Origin of the sequence: Bifidobacterium pullorum subsp. gallinarum, from assembly GCF_000741215.1 — a bacterium.
Classification (GTDB): Bacteria; Actinomycetota; Actinomycetes; order Actinomycetales; family Bifidobacteriaceae; genus Bifidobacterium; species Bifidobacterium pullorum_B.
In genome coordinates this window covers 149,173-171,019 of sequence record NZ_JGYX01000007.1, presented here as the reverse complement: position 1 = coordinate 171,019, position 21,847 = coordinate 149,173, and the positions used below count along the sequence as shown (strand labels likewise).

The window sequence follows — 21,847 nt, the reverse complement described above, 5'->3', positions numbered from 1 at the left end:
TCCTTAACGTCCCACGCCGGCATCGGCGACTTCGGTCATGCGGCCAAGCCGTGCACGTACGGCGAGCATGGCGGTGTATGTGCAGTAGATGTGCTTCGGCGTGCCCGGATTGGCGGTCACGAACCGTTCGACGGCCTTATCCAGTTCCGTATCGACCTCGGCGACCGGCACCTGGTCGTATTCGAGGCGCAGCGCCATATCCCACGCGCGCACGCCGGAGACCATCGCCACGCCGGTGCCGCGCAGGCTGGTGAAGTCCACGTCCCACAGCCAACTCATATCACGGCCATCGGCGTATTCGTCGTTGATGCAGATCATCGTGTCATGCTCTTCGGGCGGGAACGACGCCAGCGACAGGCGGAAGCCCATCGGGTTCTTGACCAGCAGCAGCTCCACCGTGGAACCGTTCACATCGATTGATTCCCCGCGTCCGAACGCGGGGGTGACCGTCGAGAGCGCGGCCATCAGCGCGTCGGTATCTGACTGCGCGACCAATGTCATGCGTGCGGCGGATGCATCAGAGTCCGGTGAGCCCGTCGATTCCGCCCTCGTCGTTCCGATCGTGCCGCGGCGGATATCCGCCAGCACGGCACGCACCACGGCGAGCGCGGCCGCTGCGTTGTACAGGTTGTAGACGCCTTCAAGCCGGACCGGCGTGGTCAGGTCGGCACCGTCGATGCGGAACGTAGCCTGATGATCGCCGACAGCCATCAACGCGACATCAGCGGGAAGCGCTTCGGGAGTACGTCCACCGGTGTCGGAATCCCCGTCAGGGCAGGATTGGCCGGCCTTGCCGGCGACGCCCGAACCGTCGGATGCGGCAGCGGATGCTTGGCCGGACTCCATGTGCTCGGCGGCGGCTCCGAGTCCCGGCAGACTCACCGTGGTGGCCATGTCGTCGTCGGAGGGGAAGAACGAGCGCAACGAGGCATCCAGTCCGAAGTAGCGGACCGAGGCCGTGGCGGGCGCCACGTCGGCGAGCGCGGCGATGCGCGGGTCCTCGCGGTTGAGCACCACGGTGCCGGTGGTGGCTTCGGCCACGCTGCTGAGCAGACGGGCGGTATTGTCGATCTCGCCGAAGCGGTCGAGCTGGTCGCGCATGACGTTGAGCAACAGGCAGTGGCGCGGCTTGACCTGGCGCACGAAGTGCACGGCGTAGGCCTCGTCGAGTTCGAGCACGGCGATGTCGGCGTCCAGCCGGCCGCCGAGCGTGACCCGATCCAGCAATGCCGAGACCACGCCGCGGGTGAAGTTCGAGCCGGTCGGATTGGTGAACACCTTCAGGCCGAGGTTCTCCAACACGCTGGCCACCATACGCGTGGTGGTGGTTTTGCCGTTGGTGCCGGAGACCAGCACCACGCCGAGCGGCAGTTGGCCGAGCGTGCGCGCCAGGAAACCGGGGTCGATGGTTTCGGCGATCTTGCCGGGGAACGCGCTGCCACCGGAGTGCGCGAGCCGCGCCGCCTTGCGCACGGCCTTGCCGATCAGCGGGGTGGCGAAGGCGTGCCAAGGGCGGCGAGTCTTCGCGTCCACAGGTGACGGTGTGACGGTTGTCTGGTTCTCGGCGACCGGTTGCTGCACTGTTGTATTCCGCGATGCCATCGTTACACCCCCTGGTTGTTGTAATCCTGTGGCATGTCCTTGAACTTCGAGGTCGCGCCGAGGAATGCCAGATGGAAGGTATCGGTCGGACCGTTACGGTGCTTGGCCATGATGATGTCGGCCTCGCCCGGGCGATCCTCCTTGTCATAGAAGTCGGGGCGATGCACGAGGAACACCACGTCGGCGTCCTGCTCGATCGAGCCGGATTCGCGCAGGTCGGACAGCTGCGGTTTCTTGTCGTTGCGCATCTCGGGGCCGCGGTTGAGCTGGGAAAGCGCCACAACCGGCACCTCAAGCTCCTTGGCGAGCAACTTCAGCGCACGGGAGAATTCGGAGACCTCCTGCTGGCGGCTTTCCACGCGCTTGCCCGAGGTCATCAGCTGCAGGTAGTCGATGACCACGAGTTTCAGGTCGTTGGTCTGCTTGAGCCGTCGGCATTTGGCGCGGATCTCCATCAGGCTCATATTCGGGCTGTCGTCGATGAACAGCGGCGCGTTCTGCATGCGGTTCCAGAACTTGTTCAACGTGTTCCACCGTTCCGGCGTGATGTCGTCGGCACGACGCAGCGCGACTAGCGGGATGTCCGTTTCGGCGGAGATGATGCGCTGCGCCAGTTCCGTCTTGCTCATCTCCAGGCTGAACACGATGGAGGTCAGGCCGTGGTGCAGCGAGGCGGCACGGGCGAAGTCGATGCCGAGCGTGGACTTGCCCATGGCCGGACGGCCGGCGACCACGATCATCTGGCCGGGCTGCAGGCCCTGCGTCACGTCGTCGATGTCGCGGAAGCCCGTAGGCACACCGCGTTCCACATTGCCCTGCTGGAGGTTGTCCAGCATCTCCAACGTGTCCTTGACGGCGTCGCCGAGCGGCGCGTAATCCTGCCGCACACGGCCCACGCTCATCTCGTAGACCTCGGATTGGGCCAGGTTCACCACGTCCTCGGCCTGGGAGCCCTCCGCCGAATACCCGAGCTGGGCGATCTTGGTGCCGGTGGCGATCACGTTGCGCAGGATCGCGCGCTGGTGCACGATCTCCGCGTAGAACGTGGCGTTCGCGGCGGTCGGCACCGAGGCCACCAGACTGTGCAGGTAGTCGGCGCCACCGACCTTCTCCAGGTCGCCGGCTTTGAGCAGCTCGTTGGCCACCAGCACCACATCCACCGGCTGCGAGCCGGAGAACAACGTGATGATGGCCTCATAGATGGTCTGATGCTTCGGCTGATAGAAATCGGTGACGTCGATCATCTGCGAGACCTCGCCGATGGCGTCCTTGCTCATTAGCATGCCGCCCAGCACGGCCATCTCGGCGTCATCATCGTGCGGGGGCACACGGTCGAAGATCACGTCACGCGACGACGCACCGGAGGCGCCGGACGTATACGACGCGTCACCGGCGTAGCCGTCCGCGCCGCGCGAACCACGGCCGTTCCCGCCCGAACGGGACTCATCCCAACTGTTTCCATCAACCATACGTTCGAGTATAGATGCAGGCTCGAAAGCCGGTAGATATCTACCGATCGCCCATGTCCCCATCGACGTCCAGCAACCAGTCGACGGCCCGGATGACGGTAATGCCGTCCTGTGTGGTACCGACGCCGTAGGGTTCGAGCGTCACGACGACCTTCGGGAAAGAGTCACCGACCGCGCGCAGCGGCGCCAGTTCGCGCTCGCGTGTGGCTTCGTCGGCCATCGACGCGGTGACCTGAACATACCGCATCGCCGAGCCTCGTCTCGCGACGAAATCGACCTCTCCCGTGGGCAGCGCACCGACGTGAACCGTCCATCCGCGACGCAGCAGTTCCATGTATACGATGCCCTCCAGTTGGAATCCGGCATCGACGCCCGCGAAGCCCAGGGCATAATTCCTGAACCCGTTGTCAACCGGATAATACTTGCGTTGGGGACGGAGAATCTGTTTGCCTCTCAGCCCGGATTGTTCCGCCGCATAGATCACGAACGCCTGCTCCAGCATCCTGATCTGCTCGTCCAGCGTCTGCGGGCTGATGACGACGCCGGATGATTTCAACGTGTTGACGATTCTGCGCACCGAGAACAGGTTCCCGGATGTCGCGAACAGATACCGCGCGATTTTGTCGAACGTCGCGAGATCACGGATACCATACCTGCTCGCCACGTCCTTGACGACGATGGTATTGAATATGGCGTCCAGAACCTCCGCGGCGCGCGATTCGTCTGCCGGCCCCATGGCAAGCAGCGCCGGCATGCCGCCGTACCGCATGTAGTCGGCCAGCAGCACGTCGGGCGAATCCGACGATTCGTCCTGCAAGGCACGGCATGATACGTATTCCTCGAATGAGAACGGGTAGACCGGTATCTCCACATACCGGCCGGCGATGTAGGTGGCCAGTTCGCCGGACAGCAGCATCGCGTTCGATCCGGTCAGATAGATGTCGGTATCCGGCTGCGTCTGGAAACGACGGACGACCTTCTCCCATCCCGCCACCTCCTGCACCTCGTCCAGCAGGATGACGAACGTACCGTTCTTGTCTGCCGCACGATACGCCGCAGACAGTTCCTCGTACAGGTTACGCGCAGCGTAGTCGAAGGGCAGCCCCGCGGCATCGAGCTGTTTGAAGAACAGATTGGATTCGGCGATGCCGTTTGCCCTCAGACGGTCGGCGAACATACGCAGCAACGTCGACTTGCCGCACCGGCGGACACCCGTCAGCACCTTGACCTCGTCGGTGCCCATGTGGGCGATCAACGATTCCAGCAGTCGGGGCCGGGGATACGTCAGCATGCTTTCAAACATACAATATATTTTACATTATTTGACATAGAAAATAAAATGTAAGATATATCTAATATTTATCAAGACATAAATCCGTATGGTCAGCCTCGTAGGCAAGCGGGAACCGACCCGCTCTGCGGAATCATCTCATCGTACGGGCGTATGCCAATACCGCCGCCCTCGTCTCAGCGCGACGGCGCTGACTGATCGGAATCACCCTGCCGTCGGTCAGCACGAACCGGTCGCTGCTCCATGTCGTCACGTAGTCGAGATTCACCAGGAAACTCTGGTGACAGCGAACAAAGCGATCAGGGAACATCATAGCCGCCTGAGCCAGCTTGAGGTAGGTCGTCATATCCCCATAACAGGTGTGTATGCACAACAATTGACGATGGCTTTCGACCCACATCACATCGCGCGGTTGCACAACGCGCGTATGGCCCTCGGAGACGATAATCACCGGGCGCTCCGCACGCTCGGCACGGCGACGCAACGCCTTGGACAGCATCCCATCCATCGCCTCCCGAGTGACCGGTTTCATCAGAAAACCAACAGGTTGCGTCACGGACCCGATGGAGCGACCATCCGCGTCTTCGGTGATGCAGATGACCTGCGTCACCCCGTCCCGAGAAAACAGTCGCCTCGCAGCGGCGTCGTCGGCTGCGCCGGCATCGCCGATCACACGGCCATCTACGATCACGACATCGAACGAACACGCTTCCACATGACTGAACCGCTCGAATTCCCCAACGGATCCAAAGCATCGGACGTCGCATTCCCCCGCAGCACATACCCCTCCCCCCGTGATATTCCGCCCAAACCGGCGAGTCACGGACCATTCGCATGAGCATATCCGCCCGAGCCCGATCGTCATCCACAACCGCCACCAGCATATCTTCCTCCTCCCCGGCATCCGCACCACACGTCGCGACGACGCTCGACTTCGGACACACAACTCGACCCCATGCCGTGGCTTACCACCAACTACCGTAGATTCTAAGCCTCGCGACGGCGCATCCGCAGCAGCAGACCCCCACCGCGACACAGGCCGCCAGACTCAGCCACTGTGACGTGGACAGACCGAACCACACGCCTCGTACGGCATCCCCACGAAAGAACTCAAGTACGAACCGAACTGGCGCATACATCAGAATATAGGCGACAACCAGCATCCACGGCTCACGGCGCGACGCGCCTGATACCGACATCCGAACCAGAATCGCGCAGATTGCGAATTCGCAGACGGCCTCAACAAGCTGGACAGGGAACAACGGCACCCCATTCGGCCCGGCAACGGCATCGGCGAACGTCACCCCCCAAGGAACCTCAACGCCATAACAGCAACCGGCGCAAAAACATCCCAGACGTCCGAACGCATGTATCAGGGGAACCGCCGGCATCAATACGGGCAGGTAATCGGACAATCGCCAGTGGAAAAACCTGCAATACCAGAACGCGACGCTCACTCCGCCGATCAACCCGCCATAGAACACGAACCCGCCCGACAAATACTTGCGCACCAGCAGGCCGAAATCATTGACCATGTCCGGCAAATCCGCCAGCAAATCCGGCAACACCGTCAGCAGATACAGCAGCTTCGCACCTACCATGCACCCGATGACCGTGAATACGAACAGGTACACCGCATTCTCACGATCAATGCCCAGAGGCCGGCTCATCGCCAGAATCAACCCCAGCGCTGCGAAAAAACCGATGACGCCCAATAGGCCATACATGGGTATGGCCCTGTCCAGCACATCGATGTACGGCAACATGTCGTCACTTCCGTCCGGTTCGGAGACAATCCATCCATACATGAGAAACCGCATCCACGGCATCGGCCGTCGACACGGTTTCCATCCGAACGCCGATGTCAGACCGACATCATGAGGACAGCAGACCCGCCGTCCCCAACGTGCCTACGCAGGCGACGCACGCCACAAAGATGATGCCGCCGAAGATCAACGACAGCAGCGACAGAACGAAACCCGCGGTACGCAAACCGTCATTGAATCCCGCCTTCTTCGCGTTGCTGGCCAACACCAGACCGACGATGCCCAGGATGACGGAAACGATGGCGGACCAGCCGAAGAACCACAGTACCACGCCGATGATGCCACAGACCAGACTGGCTGTGGCCGCACTCTTACCGGGCTGCGACCCCTGCGGCAACTGTTGCTGAGGAACGGTCATGGCAGAACCTTTCTCTGAACTCATGTATTCTCTACGATTCGAACGCCGTTCCCGCATTCGAGACAACTCACGCCCAAACCATTTCCGTTTTAGGGCACGCGTTCCCGATACCACCACCCAACCGTCACAATCGCACTGCTATTCGTCATAATCGCACCGACAATTCCACCATTCGGACCGTCCCCACATCCCGATGCCCGATACGAACAGGGCCGCACCAGCCATTCGATGGCATCGGCCATATCACATCCGGCGTCCGATGCCCGACCAGCGATACCCAGCCAGCTCCCGCCCGGATACAATATCCCCGCGCACTCCGCACATGGTCGCCACCATGTGTTCACCCGCAGTCCAACCGGGCGACACGCTCGGACTCTGCAATGTGGATAGAAAAACGTGAGTTATCCACATTTTGGGGATAACTCTGTGGATAGCAGGGTGGGTTATCCACAATATGGGGATAACCATGTGCATAACATGGGGATAACCGAATGGATGTGAGACTGAGATTTGCATATCCGAACCAATCGTGGTAAGGACAGACGGAATCCCATCCGCAGCACCCACATCCGCCTCCGTATTCGCACACCGTTCCGTGTGCGTTTCGCGGGGATATCCAGCACATGCAACCGAACGCCCCCTCCTCTATCCCCAGCATTCCCATTCCTGTACAATCGCCCCATGCCACAAACGAACCCCACCGACACCCGCGCCATCAACCGCCAGATCCTCGCCCTCGCCGTCCCCACCTTCGGACAGCTCATCGCCGAACCCGCGTTCGTGCTCATCGACACGGCCATCGTCGGCCACATCGGGGACACGGCGCTGGCAGGACTCTCGATCGGCTCCACCATCCTGCTCACCGTGGTGGGATTATGCGTGTTCCTGGCCTACAGCACCACCAGCCAGGTCGGCCACCTCATCGGCGCCGGGCGCCGCCGCGAAGGGCTCGAAGCCGGGATCGACGGGCTGTGGCTGGCCCTCATCATCGGCTCCATGGCGTCATTGGTCATCTTCCTGGCCGCCGAACCGCTGTGCTGGGCCATGGGCGCGCGCGGCGACGTGCTCGACAACGCCACGGCCTATCTGCAGGCCGTGGTGTTCGGAATGCCCGGCATGATGCTGGTGTATGCGGCGAACGGCATCTTCCGAGGATTGCAGAAGGTGCGCATCACCCTGGCTGCGGCGGTGTGCGGCGCGGTGGTCAACACCGTGCTCGACGTGCTGTTCGTGTTCGGATTCGACTGGGGCGTCACGGGCTCCGGCGTGGCCACGCTCATCGCCCAGTGGTTCATGGGACTGTTCCTGGTCGTGCCGGCGCTGCTGTGGGCGCGGGCGGACGGCGCGGACTGGCGGCCACGGCTGCGCGGCATCCTCGGCAGCGCCAGCGACGGCTCCGTGCTGTTCATCCGCTCGCTGGCGCTGCGCGCCTGCATGGTGGCCACCGTCATGGCGGCCACGTCGATGGGCACGCAGGTGCTGGCGGCCTATCAATCGGTGAACTCATGCTGGAACTTCGTCATCAACATATTGGATGCGATCGGCATTGCGGGGCAGGCGTTGGTGGCCGCCGAACTGGGTGCCGGGCACCGTGACCGTGCGCGCCTGATGACGCGTGCGGCGGGCCGCTCCGGGCTGATCGGCGGCGTGGCGATCGGCGTGGCCCTGATCGCGGTCGGATTCGTTGCCGCGCCGCTGTTCTCCCCGACACCCGACGTGCAACGACTCATCACAGTCGGCATGATGGTATTGGGAATATTCCTGCCGTTGGGCGGATGGATGTGGGCCGTGGACGGCATCCTGATCGGCGCGGGCGACTACCGCTATCTGGCGGCCGGTTGCGCGGCCACGGCGGTGGTCTACCTGCCGGCGTTGTGGGGACTCCATCTGGCCGACGGCGTGATCCTCACCAATGATGCGGTCCGAATGGCCGCGCTCTGGACGGTGATCAACCTGCTGTTCATCGGCGCACGCGCCATCTTCAACGGCCTACGCATCCGCACCGACCGCTGGATGCGCTGACCCGGTCACGCCAGAGAACGGCGGGCGGCGGCGAACATCATGCGCGCGGTGGATTCCCGCCACGACGACCACCCGTACCGTTTGGTGATCTGCTCGTCGGATGTGGCGCCCAATGACGATCCGTCGGCGCGGGTCAGGTCGAACAGCATGTCCAGCATCACCGGGTCACGCCCCACCCGTTCCGCCAGTTCGGCGCCGACGGCCGGGTCATGGGGGTCACGCCCGGTGGCGAATTCGGATAGGGTCAGGTGCTCGCGCACCAGCAGTGTGGCCATCCCGACCACGTGTTCGCCGAACCCCATGCGGCGCAGGATCACCGGCGCGTGGCGTGCGCCTTCGGCCGCATGGTCGCGCACGCCGGGGCGTTTGCCGATGTCATGCAGCAGTCCCGCCAGCAGCAGCGCAGCATACCGCTCGCCATCGTAATGCTCCGACAGTCCCGGCATCGATGCATCCGACGGGACCGCACCGATCGGGGCCGCGCCCCTGACACTCGCGTCAACGCCGCGGGAACCGCCATGGCCGTCGGACCGCCCATCGCCGCGACCCAATCGCGAAACGACCTGGATCATATGCTGGTCGATGGTGTACCGATGCGCGGCCGAGACGCTCGGACGGTTGCGGATGCCCAACCATTCGGGCATCCACCGCCCGGGGACGCCGACGTAATCCAAACGCTCCCACACCTCCGGCAGGTGCGCCCCGCAGGACAGCAATCGGATCAGCAACGCACGCTCCTCGGCGTTCCAGTCATGGTCGCGCATCGGGCAGCGTGTGAGATTGGACAACGTCACCGGATTGATCGGCAACCCGGATTCGCCCGAGGCCACCGCCACGCGCAACGGCAGCGCCGGATCGGACGACGGATCGGCACCGGGCGCGAGCACGATCTCCCCCTCATGCCGCGCCACCCCGGGGGCGATGACGTCGAACGTCGGCGCCTCACGCCGCCCCGCCGCACGCGGCTGGAAGATCTGGAAGAACGCGAATCGCGGCCGGTCGTGCACCAGCGAGCGCCGGGCGCGCGAGGCGGTGTCCAGATAGGCGAACGACACCGTGCGCCCCAGTCGGGCGATCATCGTCATCAGGTCGTCGATGGAGGCGGCGGCGCGCTCCCCCTCCGGCAGCGTGGGGTCCGCCAGGCCCAGCATCGCGGCGACCGCGGGCTGGTATGCGGTCAGCAGCAGGTTCGTATCGCGTCCCGCCGCCAGGTGGATGCAGTCGCGGACGTCCAGCAGCCGTTCGACGGCGTCGTCGTACCCGCCATGGGGGCGATCGGCCAGCCACGAGGCCGCCAGCGCGGACACGAGCACCGTGTCGCGCAGACCGCCGTGCGCCTCCTTGACGTTCGGCTGGTTGAGATACGGCAGTCTTCCGGATTCCAACAGACGCGCCTGCGCCGAGTCCAGCAGTTCGGGCAGACGACGGCGCGCGGCACGGCGCCATCGTTCGAGAATCGACGACGCCGTGTCCTCGATCAGTTCCGCATCACCCGCGACCGGCCGCACCTCCAGCCATCCGGTGGCCGCCGGCAGATCATGGTCCGTCACCGCCTCGCACTGCGCGCGCGAACGCACGGCATGGTCGAGATCCAGACCACTGTCCCACAGCGGATACCACAGCAGATTCGCCAGCTCGGTGATCTGATGCTCGTCCAGCACATGCCCGTCGTGGATGAGCACCAGGTCCAGGTCCGAACACGGACCGATCTGTCCACGGGACAGGGAACCGGTGGCGGCCAATCCCACGCCGCGGTCCGGCACCACGAACGATGTCGCCGCGCTTGCCTCGTCCCACAACGCTCGCAACCGGTCCATCGCCAGCGCGGTGCGTGCACGACGCTTGCCCGCGCCATCACGGTATACGCCGTCCGCATCCGGGGCGCTCAGCTCCAGGAACCGCGCCTTCAGCCCATCCACGGCACTCATATCGGACTCCTCACCTTGCGGGCGCAACACCGACGCCGAACCACGCCCCGACCGCCCGCACCATATCAGCAACAACCACAGCGGCTCCCCCGAACCGCGCCGCATCAACAAGGAATCCCCGCACACCATCGGCGTGCGGGGATCCACCATAATCATCCGGACGAAGCCGGCCGTCAGATAGCGGCCGAACCGGTCTCGCCGGTGCGCACGCGCGTCACCGAATCAAGCGGCGCGACCCACACCTTGCCGTCGCCGATCGTGCCGGTGGCGGCGGCCTTGACAATCGCGTCGACCAGCACCTGCACGTCGGCGTCGTCCGCAAGGATCTCCAAACGGATCTTCGGCATCAGGTCCACCGTGTATTCGGCACCGCGATAGATCTCGGTATGGCCGCGCTGACGGCCGTAGCCGTTCGCCTCCGACACCGTCATGCCGTGCACGCCGGCCGCGGACAACGCGGTCTTGACCTCGTCGAGTTTATGGGGCTGGATGATGGCCGTGATGAGCTTCATCTCACTTCACCTCCTTGAGAACGGAGCTGGCCGTGCCAGCGAAGTCGTAGGCGCGCTCGCCCTGGTCCGCCAGGTCGATGCCGCCGATCTCCTGGGATTCGGTCACGCGCCAGCCGATCGTCTTCTCCAGCGCGAACGCGATGATCGCCGTCACCACCGCGGAGAATCCGATGGCCACCAGCGCCACCAGCAGCTGGACCACCAGCTGACGCCAGTCGCCGCCGGCCAGCAGGCCGGTGCCCTCGCCGAACAGGCCGATCAGCAGGGTGCCGATCAGACCGCCGACGCCGTGCACGCCGACCACGTCGAGCGAATCGTCATAGCCGAGCTTGAACTTCAGGCCGCAGGCAAAGCAGCAGACGATGCCGGCGACCGCGCCGATGACCATGGCCCACAGCGGGGAGACCACGTCGGCGGCCGGGGTGATGGCCACCAGACCGGCCACGATGCCCGAGGCCGCGCCCATGGCGGTGTAATGGCCGGAGCGGATCTTCTCGGTGAAGCCCCAGGCCAGCATGGCCGCGGCCGCAGCTACGGCGGTGCTCACCCAGGCGTATCCGGCGGTGCCGTTGGCCGCGAACGCCGAGCCCGCATTGAAACCGAACCAGCCAAACCACAGCAGGAACGCGCCCAGCATGACCATCGGCACGTTGTGCGGACGCATCGGCTGCGTGCCGAATCCCTTACGGCGACCGATGATGAGCACCACGATCAGCGCGGCGGCTGCGGCGTTGATGTGCACGACCGTGCCGCCCGCGAAATCGTGGGCGGAGGCGCCGATCGCCTGGGAGATCGCGCCATCCGGGGACAGCAGGCCGCCGTTCCACACCATGTGGGCCAGCGGGCAGTAGCACAGCGTGATCCACAGCGCCACGAAGATCATCCACGTGCCGTACTTGATGCGTTCGGCCAGCGCGCCGGAGATCAACGCCACGGTGATCATGGCGAACGCGGCCTGGAACGCCACGTCGATGCTGCCCGGGTACGCGCCGGACGTATCGACCGCGGTGAACACGCCGTCCTGCGCGGTCATCGAATCGCGCAGCAGGAAGCCGGTGACCGGGTCGCCGAAGATGCCGGCCACGTCATTGCCCGCGTAGGAGATCGACCAGCCCCACAGCACCCAGACCACCATGGTGACCGCCAGCGCCGCGGCGGACAGCATCAACATATTCAGCACGGCCTTGGCTCGCACCATGCCGCCATAGAACAACGCCACACCCGGCGTCATGAGGAAAACGAGGGCCGCGGAAGTCAACAGCCATGCGGCAGCTCCGGTGTCCATGTTCTACCTCCCTCTCTTATTGCAATGTCATATCAGTTCGTCGCCCGAACGGACGGGCCGACCGCATCGGCCGTCCGTCGGAACACCGACGTTCGGTATCAAACGTCCGTCCGATGTTCAACACGTTACGTTGTGTTTCTGGATGATTACGTTCCAGGGACCACGGACGGCACCCGAAGGGGGCAGCGCGCCGGAGTTTTTCGCCAGTTGCCGCCGTTTGGAGGCGATTGTTGCGTGTATGTGACGACGTCGGAGACCCCCGTTCGAGCACCGTCCGCGATGCGGACTCCCGACGGAGGCGCGGGCGACCGTCAGGCCCGGCAACCGCCCGACCCGGCGACAACCACCGGGCCGGCGGCGGGGGAACCGATGTCGTCCGACACCCGTCGATGGGGGGACGACGGCGTCCGGCGCCGCTCAGGCCAGGATGCCGTCCACGAATCCCTCCGGATCGAACGGGGCCAGATCGTCGGGGCCCTCGCCCAGGCCGACCAGTTTGACCGGCACGCCCAGCTCCTTCTGCACGGAGATCACAATGCCGCCCTTGGCGGAGCCGTCCAGCTTGGAGAGCACCACGCCGGTGATGCCGATCGCCTCGGCGAACACCTTGGCCTGGGCCATGCCGTTCTGCCCGGTGGTGGCGTCGAGCACGAGCAGCACCTCGTCAACCGGCAGGTTCTTCTCGGTCACGCGGCGGATCTTGCCCAGCTCGTCCATCAGGTTCGCCTTGTTCTGCAAACGACCAGCGGTGTCGATGATGAGCACGTCGGCGTGCTCGTCCTTCGCGCGCGCGGCGGCCTCGAACGCCACCGACGCGGGGTCGGCGCCGTCCTTGTCGGAACGGACCACCGGCACCCCGACCTTGGCGCCCCACGTCTCCAACTGGTCGGCGGCCGCGGCGCGGAACGTGTCGGCCGCGCCCATCATCACCCGCTTGCCGTCGGCCACGAACAGCCGGGCCAGCTTGCCCGCGGTCGTGGTCTTGCCGGTGCCGTTCACGCCGACCATGATGATGACGGACGGCGTGTTCGCACCCTCCTTGCTCGCATTGAGTCGACGGTCCATATCCGGACCGACCAGGTCGAGCAGTTTGGAACGCAACGCCTCACGCACCTGCGCGGGGTCGGCGGTGCCGGTGATGCGCGAATCGGTGCGCAGTTCGTCGACCAGCTGCGCGGAGGCTTCGGCGCCGACGTCGGCGAGCAGCAACGTATCCTCCACGTCCTCCCAATCGGCTTCGGAGAGGTTGTCCTTGGCCAGGATGTTGAACAGCGCCTTGCCGAAGGGATTCGACGACCTGGCAAGCTTGGCGCGCAGCCGTTCGATGCGGGAGCGCGCGCCCTCCGGCTTGTCCAACGCGGGTTGGACGGGGGTTTGCGTCGCAACGGCAGACGCTGCGGCCGGTTCCGTCACGGCGCTCGACTCCGGCGCGTTGCCGGCGGAGGCCGACGTTGCGGACTGCCCGGGGGCCTCAGGTTCCGCCGACTCGGGCCGGCCCGGTTCCCGATCGGAAGCCCGCTGGTCGCCGACGGCGGCGGTCGGCGACTGTTCCTGCTGCGCCTTGCGATCCGCGGAACGGCGGGAGTGCAGATACCAGACAATCGCGATGACGGCGATAACAACAATGGCGGCTACAATGCCGATGATCACATTCGGTTCCATGACACCAAGCCTAAAAACCGCAACGGACAGGGGCTAGGCACGCATCCGCCTACACTGGTGCACATGGCCAATTCCTCTCGTATGACGTCGCTGCAGCGGCGCGAACAGCTTATCCGCATCGGACGTTCGCTCTTTGCGTCCAAGGGGTTCGAGGCGGTCAGCGTGGAGGAGATCGCGGCGAGCGCCAAGGTGTCCAAACCGATTGTCTACGAGCACTTCGGCGGCAAGGAGGGGCTGTACGCCGTGGTGGTCGATCGCGAGATGCGGGCGCTGACCGAGGCACTGTCGTCCGCGCTGGCCACCCCCTCCGACCATCCGCGGCAGATCGTGGAACGCACGGCGCTGGCGCTGCTCACCTATATCGAGGAGAATGCCGAGGGCTTCCAGGTGCTCGTGCGCGATTCGCCGTCCACCGACCCGGCCGGCTCGTTCAGCTCGCTGCTGGGCGAGGTCAGCATGAAGGTCGAGGAGCTGCTGGTCGTCTCGTTCAAGCAGCGCAAACTGCCGACCAAGGGTGTGCCGTACTATGCGCAGATGCTCGTCGGCATGACCGTGTTCACCGGACAGTACTGGGCGGACCAGCGCAAGATCAGCAAGGAGCAGCTGGCCGCGCATATCGTCAATCTGGCGTGGCATGGCCTGTCACGACTGGAGGCCAAGCCCACGCTGCGGTTCGAGGGGGCCAAGGCCAAGCGCAACGCCGCGCAGACCGCCGCGTTGCCGTCGTCCGCCATCATCACCGTCGAACCGGTGACGGACACGGATGCCGCGCCGGATCTGCACGACGAGGACGACGCACCCGATCCGGAACCGACCCGGAACTGACCCCGGACGACGTCGGGGGTGCATTCCGGGTCTCCCCTGCATAATTTCAGGGGATGATTCACCGCAGCCGCCGCGCATGTCGATGCGCGAAGTGCTACGTTGGAACCAGATAGAGCAAACCGACCGGCCCCTTACGGCCAACAACCGAGGAACACCTAGCATTATGGAGCAGAACACTCCCAAAACCATCACCTTCGTGGTGCCTGCATACAATATGGAGACCTACCTCAGCCGGTGCATCGAATCGTTGGTCGCAGCGCAGCGCAACGACGACATCGAAGTGTTGATCGTGGACGACGGCTCCCATGACAACACCCCGCAGATCGCCGACGCATACGAACGGCGATACCCCGGCATCGTACGCGCCATCCACCAGGAGAACAAGGGGCACGGCGGCGCGGTGAACACCGGTGTGGCCGAGGCGAGCGGCGTGTACGTCAAGGTGGTGGATTCCGACGATTGGATCGGCGCGGAGGCGCTCGAACGGGTGATGGAGACGCTGCGCACGCAGGCGGCCAGCGGCGCGCCGATCGATCTGCTCGTCACCGACTACGTGTACGACAAGGTCGGCAAGCGCGTCAAGCACGTGGTCGATTTCAAGCACGTGATGAAGCCGAACCGTGTACTCACCTGGGACGATCTCGGCCGGTTCAGCGTGGCGCAGTACATGATCATGCACACGCTGACCTTCCGCACCGAGGTCGTGCGCGCCTCCGGCATGCAGCTGCCGGAACACACGTTCTACGTGGACTTCATCTACTCGTACCACCCGTTCCCGTGGGTCAAGACGCTGATGTACCTCGACGTGCCGTTCTACCACTATTTCATCGGCCGCGAGGGGCAGAGCGTGCAGACCGACGTGATGATCCGCCGCGTCAACCAGCTGCAGCTGGTCAACCGCTGCATGCTGGCGGCCACGCCGGAACGCGGCACCGTGCCGGACGGACTGTACCGGTACATGATTCACTTCCTGGCCATCGAGAGCTCGGTGACCAGCGTGTTCCTCATCCTTTCGCGCAAGCCGGAGAACTACAAGGTCAAGGATGAGCTGTGGGAGAATATCCGCCGGACCTCGCCCGGCATCTACCACGATGTGCGGCGCAAGCTGATCTCCCGCGCACTCAACCTGCGCGGCCCGGTCGGACGGTGGATGATCCGCGTGGGCTACCGCGTGGCGAATCTGGTGGTCGGATTCAACTAAGCGCAGAGGATTGCGCGCCGAGGGTGCCGCAGCCCTTGAATCCGCGGAGTCCATTACCTGTGGCGGTCCCGTACTGCTTGCCACTTGCTTGCCGCGAATGGATTCGCCGGCTTGACGGTCGCAGTACGGTGCGGTGTGACGACGATATGCAACGCGTTTGCCTCTTCGGCGCGTCGCGTTGTATAATGTGAGTTTGTTGCCCCTCTAGCTCAACGGTTAGAGCAGCGTCCTTTTAAGTCGTGGGTTGTGGGTTCGAATCCCACGGGGGGTACCGGAGCAACGAGGAACCTCGGCCGCACGTCGGCCGGGGTTCTCTTGCTTTTATGGCCTATAACCCCAAGACCGGATATGTCCCGCCCGCCACAAACGCAGGAGCCGGCCCCCATGATACACAGGGTGTCCGGCTCCCGCTTCCGTTTCCTCCTCGGAGGATGGCTTATCACCATGATAGGTCATCTTGCGTAATGCTGCAATCCTTTACGTTGACTCGCGTTTTGTCACGTTGCCCTCATGCGTATCAAGGCAGAGCCTTGTCCGGCTCATTGATCGCTGAGATCTACATCGAGCATATGCACTGACGCGATCAATCCTGAATAGCCTTCGCCGCCGCGTTTGGCGTCTCCGATGGCTCCAAGCACCTGATCGGGAATCCACAGCCGAGCATCTGATTCGCCGGGCATGAAATCCACACGCAGTCGGCGGATGAAACCCCTGCTTCTCAGTCCGCGAACACAGGCAAGGTCCCGTTCGTCCTGGCTCGCTTCCCGTGACTCCAGTACGAGACGCGTCACGCCGTATTGCTGTTCCAGTTCGGGAAGCAGTCGTTCCAAGCATTTGTGGCGGGCCCTGTCGAGCTTGATGTTGTCCAGGGGTGCGGCCGCTGCCACGATATGGGGCAACGACAGGCTCTCGATCGTCGGTATGGAGCATCGCTTCTCGGTGCGCGTCATGTCTCGCCAGTGCAGCTTCGGGATCTTCTTCCGGATCGGGGCGAGGAGCCTTCGGCGTACCTCGTCCTCCTCAAGTCCGCAGATGCAGACCCCCACATAGTACGTGGGGGCGATGCCGCCCTGCCGTTGCACGCTTTCATCGCCCCAGGCGATTAACTCACTCATGCTTATCCCCTTTTCCGCTTGCGAAGGGCCCGTTCCAGCGAGCTTCTGTCATACGGAGGAAGAACGGAATACTCGTTCACCGTGGTGAACCCGGTCGGGCTGAGGGGCGTCTTCTTGGGGCGGGATTGCTTATCGATGATTCCCAAGGCCGCCAGTTCGCGGAACCCTCGTTCCGCGGTATCCGCGGACCAGCCGTACCATTCGGGCATTCGTTCGGAGGGCAGTTCGCAGGGCTGCCGCTCGCCAAGGATGACGAGAAGCATCGCCAGCGCAGGCAGGCTGATCTGTTCGTCGAGCTTCGATTTCCAGAACTCGTGGGACAGGCGGAGGAATCCCGTCTTCGGACGCTGGTAGTCCCCGCCCGACCCGTCTTGCGCGAGCAGCTGCACCCTGACGTCGCGCTTCCCGCCATCGTGCGTTCTCTTGATCAGTCCACGCTTCTCGAGCCTGGCGAATATTTTCCCTGCGGCGGCCTTCGCCGACAACTGTCCGCTCGTGTACTTGAAGCATCCGAACGCCCTGGCCCAGGCCTGCAGAGGGAGTGTCGTGTGCCACTCGCCGTTCTCGTCCGCACTGCTGGCGGACGCGACGATCAGCAGGTAGGCTTTCAACCCTCGAAGGTCCCTGTTTCTCACGAAAGTCGCCAGAGGCCCCTCACGATTCGCACTCCCCCTAGGCATCTGGACGAACGTCTTATCGATCGGAACGAACGGCCTTTTCGAACGATCGAGCAGACAATCAATTGTCTCCCTCCAGTCGATTTGCTCCTCCGGCATCCGGAACCTCACTTTCGCCGACAACGTTTCATTGTTCCCAATGATAGCCACATGTCCAATGCCATACAACCAAAGCCAAACAAAACCTAATATGGTGTAGCGGGTAATTGATATAACTATGCAATATCGCGCTGTAAGGTCATGCAAGAGCCTGTCAGTCCATATAGCCGCCGAACCATGCGGCGTTGGACGGCCCCCGCGCCGAAAGCCAGCGAATGCCGTTCTCACAAAAAGTCCGAAGCATTTCACCCGTACCGGGTGGCGCACAATCCCGCCGCACTGACGACGCCACCGTGTTTCATATGGGGACGCACTCCGGAACCGTGACGGCGAGTCGGTCGAACGGGTCTCGCGGGGAGACCGCGAGACCTCGCTCTTCTGGTCCGGTGGACCAGAAGAGCGCCGTGGATCATTCCTGGTTGCGGAGGCCGTCGAGCAGGAGCTTCGCGATGGCGGGAGGGACGTTGTACGCCTCGAGTATCTTCTCGGGGCGGAATCCCTGCGTGTTTGTCCTTCGGTATGCGCGCAGCTCATCGACCGCGTCGCGCAGGTCGTCCATGGTGGTGAAGATGTAGTTCTGCGTGGTCTGCAACGATTCATGCCCGGGCATCTCCTTGACCTTCATGGTGTCCCCGGTCGCCCGCCACAGGTCGGTGGCGAACTTGCGGCGGAACGCATGCGGCGGCCAGCCAGTCGCGTTCTTCACGATTCGGTAGATGGTGTCGGGGTGCACGTGTCCCTCATGCCCGCTTGGGAAGAAGTAACCCTCCGGCAGCGAGGACACGATCCATCCGAGCTGGTCGCTCAATGGGATGACGCGGTCTTTGCCGCCTTTTCCGTGGACGACGATGCTCTTGCCGGTCAGGTCGTCGATGACGTCGCGGGTGTGCGCCCGCGCAAGCTCCGTCCGGCGCAGCCCAGCCTCGTCCATGAGCATGATGATCAGCGGAACCCTTTTGTCCGTGCAATGCTTGGCCTTCTCGACGGCCTCGGCCGGGGCGGGTGGCTGCTTTGCTTGTCGCGGCGGACGGTCGGCACGAGATCCATGGGATTGTCGGTTCTCCGTCCCGCCTTGCACACCCATCCGAAGAACGCGGTGCACGCGTTCACGTCGGAACGTCTGGAGTTGGCGGTCACACCCCGGTTCAGCCAAGAGATGATGTCATCGCCCGTGATGTCCGCAGGACTTTTCCTCGCCCTGAGCGCAAGATGCCCTACGATGTATCACCAATTCTCGATGGTCGCAGCTGAGTTGCCCTGCGCGCGCATCGCGCCCACCCAGTCGTCGAGCCATGGCGTCCATTCACGGGGTGGTTGTCTGCGGTCGGAGAATTCCATCGTTGCTCCCCTTGTAAACAAAAAGCCGGCCAATGATTGGCCGGCGCATATGTCCAGTGGATTGTCTTTAGCGCTTCCTCGCCGCGGCTTCCACTGCCTTCGTCACGAGGTAACGCATTACAAGGAAAGATACGATACGACTGGCGTAATCGGGGGCGACACAGGGGCATTCGCGTTTCTTCTCCACGGCTTCTCCACACTCGCCGACCGGCCCGGAAGACGGTTCAGCGCACTGCGTTCCAATCAATTCCCGTTGCCCCATAAGGGGGATGATACGTTTAAGTCGTGGGTTGTGGGTTCGAATCCCACGGGGGTACCGGAGCAACAAGGAACCTCGGCCGCACGTCGGCCGGGGTTCTTTTGCTTTTATCGAGTACAGCTTCAGGCCCGTAGACCTTAGCGAAATCCGACTCTCATCTTGACCAGCCTCATTGGTCTCGGCTACTGCGCTGAACGTTTCCTATGAATCCTTCCCGCAGCGAAGAAGATCCGCACCTCCACGCGATACCCGTACGGGCAAACGCGAATGCTCATCTTGTGGCCCGGCAGACCACGCGACCATCGTTATCTGTCTCGCGCCCGCGATACATCCCATCGCAGGCGACATTGCAGTATTACCGTATTACCGATCACGGTATACGCGGCGACGGCCCATAGCCGCAGGTAACGTCCCGGCTCGTCCGGACGCAAGCCCGGACGGACTTCTCTTTTTCGTGACGGATGATGCCCCCTTCGGTTTTTAGCTATTCCGGTTTTTAGCTATTCCGGTTTTTAGGTATTTCGGTATGGGAGTATTGCGATGAGCGTTACGAGGATTTGGGTGTTCGATCCGGCGAACAACACGGACCATGAGGCGTTCGGCCTGCGTGGCAGGCCGAACGCGACGCCGGAGTGGGCCGAGAACCGCGGGCCGGGCTGGGCGTCCCCTGATCCGGAGGGGTCCGGGCCGCGGAGGCCGCGGCGCGTGCGCGCGTGGATGGTGGTCGCGTCCGTGATCGCCGTGGTCGCGATCGTGCTGGCGGGCTTGGGTGTCTGGCAGGCGTTGCGCGTGCGGGGCGCGGTGGCGTCCTGCGAGTCCATGACGTCGCAGGCCACGGCCGCCGGCACCAAGCTCACGAAACTGGTCCAATCCGACGAGATGAAGGACGCGGAGGCCGTCACGGCGGATCAGGTCGAGGATCCCGACACCGTGACCGCGCTCAAGGACGCGCTGCAGGACGCGGACGGGACCGAGCGGATCGACGCGTGCACGGTCGAATGGTATGCTCTGCATCCCGACCGAATCATTGAGCTCCCCGCACACACCAAGGAGCGGTTCGAGTCGAAGCGCGAGGCGGTGGCGAAGGCGGTGGACGCGGTCGTGGCATCGCGTGATGCGAAGACCCTGGCGGACGCCACATCGGCGTTGAAGGCGAAGACGGACCAGGCCTCTACCTTGCTGAAGGATTCGGATGGCAAGGTCCAGGACAACGCCACGCGCGACGCGTTGGGCAAGGCGATCGACGAGGCGAGGAAGCTGCTGGATGCTGGCGACGACGCGAAGGCCATGAACGACGCCTCAGCCGCGCTGGACCAGGCGACGGCCGCGGTCAACGACTCGGTGAAGGCCAAGAGCGACGCGGACATGAAGGCCGCCGCCGAAGCCGCCGCGGCACAGGCCGCGCAACAGGCCCAACAGTCATACACACCTACCTACACGCCGTCATATTCGGACGGCAGATAATCCAATGGCGGATACGCGCCCGCTTATACAGGCGGGTCGGCTCCTTCTTACACGGGTGGCGGCTCGTCTTCTTCTGGAGGCGGGGCATCATCCAATGGCGGAAATCTTGATTGGCTAAATCACATCAATGATGGTGGAAGTGCTTGCACTTCTGATGGATATTGTCCTATTGGCTAGTTGCATCTAACGCTCGGTCGATTTGCCCGCCGGAGGGAAGCCGGCGGGCATTTTCGTGGTGTTCGGTATCTCGTTCTTTCGGTATTCCGGTTTGTCGGTTTTGCGGTTTGGAAAGCGGCATCCTGTCCGGCCAGGACACGGCGTGTCGCGTTTTGTAATGGGTGTCGTCGTCCGGGCCAGCCGGACGATTGATCTCTTCTCCGAGTCAAGCCGGGGCCCTCCGGGGTCCCGGCGCCTACATGAATCGGGGATGGGGTCAAGGCAAGAATTATAAGGAGAAGATCACATGAGTGTTGATGATTCCTCCACGCACCGCGGCCGAATCAGACGCAAGTCCGGGCTCGATCCAATAAGGAGAGCAGTCATGCTCAACCCGAATGAGGGGCCGCGCGGCGGCCTCGTGATCTGGCTGATGGCGGTCATCGTCACCTGCCTGGCACCCGCGATGCATCCCATCGCGGCTGACATCGCGGTGCTGTCGATCACGGCATACGCGATGACCACCCATAGCCGCCAGTAGCGGCACCCCGACCCGCCCGGGCGCGAGCCCGGACGGGCTTTCACTTCCGGGGGTCATTAACCTTACGTTACTTCATCGCTTCTACCCGGACAGACATGTCACGTTCCGTTCCGGCGAGGCTTGTCGGAAATTAAGTAAGCGTGAAACCGCTGTTCATCGGCGGACTCTTAAAGGACTTTTCGTCGTCACCGGATGATAAACACGCGCCCGCATCACC

Annotated in this window: 17 protein-coding genes, 1 tRNA gene and 1 pseudogene; 6 read left to right on the top strand and 13 right to left on the bottom strand. The window is 63.5% G+C overall.

Going from position 1 to position 21,847, the window contains the following annotated elements; translation table 11 throughout:
- Window positions 1-3: 3 nt before the first annotated feature.
- From BIGA_RS08555 to BIGA_RS08530, 6 genes are all read right to left on the bottom strand, one after another.
- Window positions 4-1,602, bottom strand: a complete 1,599-nt coding sequence (locus BIGA_RS08555; protein WP_081929624.1) for a Mur ligase family protein — start codon at window positions 1,600-1,602, stop codon at window positions 4-6.
- A 2-nt stretch (window positions 1,603-1,604) separates the two neighbouring features.
- Window positions 1,605-3,071 (bottom strand): replicative DNA helicase, encoded by a 1,467-nt coding sequence (dnaB, locus tag BIGA_RS08550; RefSeq protein ID WP_033507355.1) that lies wholly within the window; start codon window positions 3,069-3,071, stop codon window positions 1,605-1,607.
- A 40-nt stretch (window positions 3,072-3,111) separates the two neighbouring features.
- On the bottom strand, window positions 3,112-4,374 hold the full coding sequence (locus BIGA_RS08545; RefSeq protein ID WP_237744098.1) for an ATP-binding protein: 1,263 nt from the start codon (window positions 4,372-4,374) through the stop codon (window positions 3,112-3,114).
- Between the two features lie 121 nt (window positions 4,375-4,495).
- Window positions 4,496-5,077 carry a LytR/AlgR family response regulator transcription factor gene (locus tag BIGA_RS08540; protein ID WP_161786268.1) on the bottom strand — a complete coding sequence of 194 codons (582 nt, stop codon included), beginning with the start codon at window positions 5,075-5,077 and terminating at the stop codon, window positions 4,496-4,498.
- A gap of 250 nt (window positions 5,078-5,327) precedes the next feature.
- Window positions 5,328-6,182 (bottom strand): prolipoprotein diacylglyceryl transferase, encoded by an 855-nt coding sequence (locus BIGA_RS08535; protein ID WP_161786267.1) that lies wholly within the window; start codon window positions 6,180-6,182, stop codon window positions 5,328-5,330.
- 55 nt (window positions 6,183-6,237) lie between these two features.
- Window positions 6,238-6,546: a hypothetical protein gene (locus BIGA_RS08530; RefSeq protein ID WP_202805513.1), complete on the bottom strand. Its 309-nt coding sequence runs from the start codon at window positions 6,544-6,546 to the stop codon at window positions 6,238-6,240.
- A 681-nt stretch (window positions 6,547-7,227) separates the two neighbouring features.
- Between BIGA_RS08530 and BIGA_RS08525 the strand changes: the two genes are divergently transcribed.
- Window positions 7,228-8,568, top strand: coding sequence for an MATE family efflux transporter (locus BIGA_RS08525; RefSeq protein ID WP_033507351.1), 1,341 nt, complete (start codon window positions 7,228-7,230; stop codon window positions 8,566-8,568).
- Between the two features lie 5 nt (window positions 8,569-8,573).
- Here BIGA_RS08525 and BIGA_RS08520 read toward each other — a convergent pair whose 3' ends face one another.
- From BIGA_RS08520 to ftsY, 4 genes and pseudogenes are all read right to left on the bottom strand, one after another.
- Window positions 8,574-10,496: a [protein-PII] uridylyltransferase family protein gene (locus BIGA_RS08520; RefSeq protein ID WP_033507349.1), complete on the bottom strand. Its 1,923-nt coding sequence runs from the start codon at window positions 10,494-10,496 to the stop codon at window positions 8,574-8,576.
- 173 nt (window positions 10,497-10,669) lie between these two features.
- Entirely contained in the window at window positions 10,670-11,008 is a 339-nt protein-coding gene (locus BIGA_RS08515; protein WP_033507348.1) for a P-II family nitrogen regulator, read from the bottom strand.
- A gap of 1 nt (window position 11,009) precedes the next feature.
- Window positions 11,010-12,293 (bottom strand): ammonium transporter, encoded by a 1,284-nt coding sequence (locus tag BIGA_RS08510; RefSeq protein WP_033507346.1) that lies wholly within the window; start codon window positions 12,291-12,293, stop codon window positions 11,010-11,012.
- A gap of 417 nt (window positions 12,294-12,710) precedes the next feature.
- Window positions 12,711-13,760 (bottom strand): annotated as a pseudogene (gene ftsY / locus BIGA_RS08505) (signal recognition particle-docking protein FtsY); the annotation flags it as partial.
- A 258-nt stretch (window positions 13,761-14,018) separates the two neighbouring features.
- On the opposite strand from ftsY, the gene BIGA_RS08500 reads away from it, so the two are divergent.
- From BIGA_RS08500 to BIGA_RS08490, 3 genes are all read left to right on the top strand, one after another.
- The gene (locus BIGA_RS08500) at window positions 14,019-14,780 is read left to right on the top strand and encodes a TetR/AcrR family transcriptional regulator (RefSeq protein WP_081929620.1); all 762 of its coding nucleotides are present in this window, start codon (window positions 14,019-14,021) and stop codon (window positions 14,778-14,780) included.
- Window positions 14,781-14,943: 163 nt separating this feature from the next.
- On the top strand, window positions 14,944-15,981 hold the full coding sequence (locus BIGA_RS08495; RefSeq protein ID WP_033507342.1) for a glycosyltransferase family 2 protein: 1,038 nt from the start codon (window positions 14,944-14,946) through the stop codon (window positions 15,979-15,981).
- Between the two features lie 198 nt (window positions 15,982-16,179).
- Window positions 16,180-16,252 (top strand) — tRNA-Lys (locus BIGA_RS08490).
- Between the two features lie 268 nt (window positions 16,253-16,520).
- Here BIGA_RS08490 and BIGA_RS08485 read toward each other — a convergent pair.
- The 3 genes from BIGA_RS08485 to BIGA_RS09955 form a co-directional block, all read right to left on the bottom strand.
- Window positions 16,521-17,096 carry a hypothetical protein gene (locus BIGA_RS08485; protein ID WP_033507340.1) on the bottom strand — a complete coding sequence of 192 codons (576 nt, stop codon included), beginning with the start codon at window positions 17,094-17,096 and terminating at the stop codon, window positions 16,521-16,523.
- 2 nt (window positions 17,097-17,098) lie between these two features.
- Window positions 17,099-17,923 carry a hypothetical protein gene (locus BIGA_RS08480; RefSeq protein ID WP_237744097.1) on the bottom strand — a complete coding sequence of 275 codons (825 nt, stop codon included), beginning with the start codon at window positions 17,921-17,923 and terminating at the stop codon, window positions 17,099-17,101.
- Between the two features lie 358 nt (window positions 17,924-18,281).
- Window positions 18,282-18,803 carry a tyrosine-type recombinase/integrase gene (locus BIGA_RS09955; RefSeq protein WP_237744096.1) on the bottom strand — a complete coding sequence of 174 codons (522 nt, stop codon included), beginning with the start codon at window positions 18,801-18,803 and terminating at the stop codon, window positions 18,282-18,284.
- 1,206 nt (window positions 18,804-20,009) lie between these two features.
- Here BIGA_RS09955 and BIGA_RS08470 point away from each other — a divergent pair.
- Together BIGA_RS08470 and BIGA_RS09700 are read left to right on the top strand one after the other, a co-directional pair.
- Window positions 20,010-20,933 (top strand): hypothetical protein, encoded by a 924-nt coding sequence (locus BIGA_RS08470; protein WP_152596023.1) that lies wholly within the window; start codon window positions 20,010-20,012, stop codon window positions 20,931-20,933.
- Between the two features lie 541 nt (window positions 20,934-21,474).
- Window positions 21,475-21,630: a hypothetical protein gene (locus tag BIGA_RS09700; protein WP_169743579.1), complete on the top strand. Its 156-nt coding sequence runs from the start codon at window positions 21,475-21,477 to the stop codon at window positions 21,628-21,630.
- The last annotated feature ends 217 nt before the right edge of the window (window positions 21,631-21,847 follow it).